Origin of the sequence: Chloroflexus sp. (assembly GCF_034432675.1) — a bacterium.
Classification (GTDB): Bacteria; Chloroflexota; Chloroflexia; order Chloroflexales; family Chloroflexaceae; genus Chloroflexus.
Window position 1 is genome coordinate 1 of sequence record NZ_DAOUBI010000242.1, and the last position, 4,315, is coordinate 4,315.

4 protein-coding genes and 1 pseudogene are annotated in these 4,315 nt (G+C 55.5%); all 5 read left to right on the forward strand.

Going from position 1 to position 4,315, the window contains the following annotated elements:
- A pseudogene (locus VAE55_RS18245) lies at positions 1–194 on the forward strand (DeoR/GlpR transcriptional regulator); the annotation flags it as partial.
- 7 nt (positions 195–201) lie between these two features.
- Positions 202–1,713: a sugar ABC transporter ATP-binding protein gene (locus VAE55_RS18250; RefSeq protein ID WP_322817146.1), complete on the forward strand. Its 1,512-nt coding sequence runs from the start codon at positions 202–204 to the stop codon at positions 1,711–1,713.
- Positions 1,714–1,788: 75 nt separating this feature from the next.
- Positions 1,789–2,820 (forward strand): ABC transporter permease, encoded by a 1,032-nt coding sequence (locus VAE55_RS18255; RefSeq protein ID WP_322817147.1) that lies wholly within the window; start codon positions 1,789–1,791, stop codon positions 2,818–2,820.
- A complete protein-coding gene (locus VAE55_RS18260) occupies positions 2,810–3,823 on the forward strand; it encodes an ABC transporter permease (RefSeq protein WP_322817148.1) in 1,014 nt (337 codons plus the stop codon). Before VAE55_RS18255 ends, VAE55_RS18260 begins: the two co-directional genes overlap by 11 nt.
- Positions 3,824–3,880: 57 nt before the next feature.
- On the forward strand, positions 3,881–4,315 hold a 435-nt coding region (locus tag VAE55_RS18265; protein ID WP_322817149.1), incomplete at its 3' end, for a substrate-binding domain-containing protein.

Here is a 4,315-nt window from a genome sequence, read left to right on the forward strand (position 1 = left end):
GGTTGCTGAAAGCTGAGATGGTGCGCCACGTGGATCGGGTGATTGCGGTGCTTGATAGCAGTAAGCTCGGTCAGACGGCTTTGACCAGCTTTTGTCCGGTGGATGCGATTCACCATTTGATTACCGCCGGACCCGATGCTCCGGAGCGGAGTGCACCGTTTACCGGTTTTTTTTCGATCACGATAGTGCAGTGAGGGATGTATGCAGGTTTCGCCGGTGCTTGAGATACGCGATATCTCGCGGCGGTTCGGTAATACGCAGGCGCTCGATGGCGTCAGTTTGCGGTTGTATCCGGGTGAGGTGCACGCACTGCTCGGTGAGAATGGCGCCGGTAAGTCTACTTTGATCAAGATTATGACCGGTGTGTACCAGCCTGATAGTGGTGAGATTCTCCTCGATGGCTGTCCGGTGCATATCGGAAGTACGCTGGCTGCACAACGGTTGGGAATTGCAGCAATCTATCAGGAACCGCTGATGTATCCCGATCTGAATGTGGCTGAGAATATCTTTATCGCTCATGCCGGTCGGGGGCCGTTTGTTGATTGGGGACGTATATATCGCGAGGCGGAGGTGCTGCTCGCGCAACTCGATGTGCGGCTGGATGTGCGTCTACCAGCCCGTGGGTTGAGTGTTGCTGCTCAACAGACGGTAGAGATTGCGAAGGCGCTGGCGCTTCAGGTGCGTGTGTTGATTATGGATGAGCCGACGGCAGCTTTGTCGGCGCATGAAGTGGAGAAGCTTTTTACAATTGTGCGGCGTTTACGAGAGCAAGGGGTGGCCATCCTTTTTATCTCACACCGGATGGAAGAGGTGTTTACGATTGCCGACCGCATTACGGTGTTCCGTGATGGCCGACTGATCTCTTCGGTGCCACGCGCTGAGGTGACGCCCGAAAAGGCGATTCGTGATATGGCCGGGCGGAGTGTTGAGCAGCTCTTTCCGCGCCGTCATACGGTGCGCGATCAGGTACTGGTAGAGGTACGTGATCTGAGCCGTCAGGGTGCGTTCCAGGAGATTTCGTTTGATGTGCGGGCCGGGGAAGTGTTGGGCTTTGCCGGTCTGGTCGGGGCACGACGCACCGATGTGGGGCTGGCACTCTTCGGTATCGCTCCCGCCGATAGTGGGACGGTGCGGATTGATGGGCAACTCGTCCGCATTACCAATCCCCGCCAGGCTATGCATCACGGTATTGCGTATGTTAGTGAGGATCGGCGCGGTCTCGGCCTCTCATTGCCGATGTCGATTGCGGCCAATATCACCTTACCAACGCTCCGTCGCTATCTCAATCCACTCGGTTTGTTGCGGCAGGCAGATGAAATTGCAACCGCCGAGGTGTATCGTCAGCGGCTGGCAATCCGGACACCCTCAGTGGCGGTCGAAGTAGGCAAACTGTCAGGTGGTAATCAGCAGAAGGTAATGCTAAGCAAATGGCTCAATACCCGACCCCGGTTGTTAATCCTCGATGAACCAACCCGTGGGATCGATGTCGGGGCAAAAGCTGAGGTACACCAGATAATTGATGATCTGGCGGCGGAAGGAATTGCCATCATTCTCATCTCGTCGGATTTGCCCGAGGTGCTGGCGATGAGTGATCGGGTGTTAGTGATGCGTGAAGGTCGGCAGATGGCAATCTTTTCACGTCAGGAAGCAACCCAGGAACGAGTGCTGGCAGCGGCGATGGGCCACATGTATGACGGTATGCCGGTTGGGTGATTCCCTTGCGAACGGTGTGGAACCGTTGGTTACCCGATGAGGAAGGTTATCGGTAGGTCAGGTAGGGAGCACATCATGAATACGTGGCGGCAGCGGATTCGGCCAGAACAGATCCGCGAATTGAGTTTGATCGGGTTAATCGTCATTGCGCTGTTGATTTTTGGCTGGCAGATCGAAAATTTCCTCTCGGCACGCACATTTAACCGCATTACGTCGAGTGTGGCGATTGTCGGTATGGTAGCCATCGGGCAGACACTCGTGGTGCTGACCCGCAATATCGATCTGTCAGTAGGTTCTATCGTTGGCTTTACTGCCTATTTCGTCGGTGCGCAACTGGCTGCGAATAACGGCTTACCACCGCTCGTTGCGGTAGGGCTGGCCCTGCTGGTGGGCGGTACGATGGGCCTGATCAATGGTCTGATTGTTGCCTATGGCCGGGTGCCGGCGATCATTACAACTCTAGGGACGCTGGCTATCTACCGGATGTTGCTGATTAATTACGCAAATGCACGCACGATCACTGTCGACTCGCTGCCGTCGTGGGTGGTTGAGTTGAGTAGACAGAATCTCTTCTTCATTGGCGATTTTGCCGTTCGGCCACTGTTTGCGATCACGGTTGTTGCTGTGATGGTGTTTCAGTTGGTATTGAGCTACACCATCTTTGGTCGGCGATTGTACGCGATTGGTTCCAATCCCGAAGCAGCGCGTTTTGCGGGTTTGCCGGCCCAGCGTATGGTGCTGGCAGCGTTCGTACTCTGTGGCATGCTCGCTGGGTTGGCCGGTTTCCTGTTTCTGGCCCGCTTTGGCAATATCACGGCGGTTGCCGGGCAGGGGATCGAACTCGAGTCGGTAGCAGCAGTGGTTGTCGGTGGTGTGAACACGTTTGGCGGATCGGGAACGGTGCTTGGAGCACTGTTAGGTGCTTTTCTCATCGACTTGCTCGGTCAGGGACTGTTGCGCTGGCTCGGTATCAGTGAGTTCTGGCGTGATGCCCTTTTAGGATTGTTGATCCTGCTGGCAGTCGCTTCAGACTCGGTCATTTTAGGCTGGCTACGCCGTTTGTGGGCATCGCCGGCCTTGCGTGCGGAGGTCGGCAATGAACGCTAAACTACGTTGCCTGCTGAGTTGGGAAGGATTGCTGCTGGCAGTTTTGCTGCTGGTTGCAATTATCAATACCTATCTGGCTCCGGCGTATATAAGCTTGAATAATCAGATTAATCTCTTTCAATTGTCAATCGAGAAGATTATTGTGGCACTGGTGATGACCTTCATCATCATCAATGGTGAGATCGATCTGTCGGTGGCGTCGGTGATGGGGTTGGCCGCCTGTATCGTGGCTGTTCTCTTCGAGCAAGAAATACCGATGGAGCTGGCAATTGCGGTAGCATTGCTGGTCGGTGCGTTGTGTGGCGCATTCAACGGTTTCTGGGTCGCTTATGTCGGGCTGCCGTCGCTGGCAGTGACCCTGGCCGGTATGATTGGGTTTCGTGGCGTGGCACGGATTCTGATTGAGGATCGTTCGATTGGAGGCTTTCCAGCATGGTTTACCGCGCTTGGACAGCACCCACTGGTCGGCCCATTCCCTTTCAGTTTGATTGTCTTTGCCTGTCTATTCGCGGTTGCCTTTATCGTTCTGCAGTACTCCGGCGTTGGTCGCCTGGTCTACGTTGTAGGTCATAACGCTGCGGTTGCCCGCTATTCCGGCATCGATGTTGCCCGGCTGAAGCTCGGTCTCTTTGTCGCCTCTGGTCTGATTGCGGCGCTGGCCGGTATTTTGCTGGCGGCCCGACTGGGTGCTGTGCGAGGTAATACCGCCGATGGGTTTGAGCTCGATATTATCACAATGGTGCTCCTCGGCGGCGTAAGTATCTTCGGTGGAGTCGGTAATCTGGTCGGCGTCGGTCTTTCGATACTCGTTATCCTCAATCTGCGCAACGGGATGTCGTTGCTCAATGTGACGGGCAACGTGCAAACCGGTGTTGTAGGTTTGTTGTTGATCCTCTCGGTGTTGTTGCCTAATCTGGCTCAGATTGTGCGTGAACGTTGGCAACGACGCATTGTGCAGCGAAAGGAGGTGCATGCCGAAATCGAGACCGGTGTTTCATCGTAGATGACAGGTATTGAACAGTGGTGTTCGATCGTTACTCGTGGCTAGAGGAGTGTGTCTATGAAGTTGACAAAATCCCATCTCTTCCCTGTCGTTCTTCTGATCTTCGCTTTGTTGCTGGCAGCCTGTACGCCACAAGCCCAGACACCTGCCCCAACCAGTGCCCCGGCCCCAACCAGTGCCCCGGCCCCAACCACTGCGCCAAGCAGTAGCGCTGTGTCGGCAACGCCTGGTCTGGATATCGACATGATTCTGTTGCCCAAGTTCCTAGGGATCGCCGTCTTTGATCAGGCATACGAAGGCGCTAAGGAAGCACACGCCGAACTGCAAAACAAGGGCGAATTGATCTTCACCGGGCCAACGGCTGAGAACTCAGTCGCCGGTCAGATCGAGACGCTGACCAACGCAGCGACGCAAGGAGTAAAGGCCGTCATGCTCTCGAATAACGCCGGTGACCAGATTGCTGCCGCTGCCCAGGCAGCGCAGGCGGCAGGG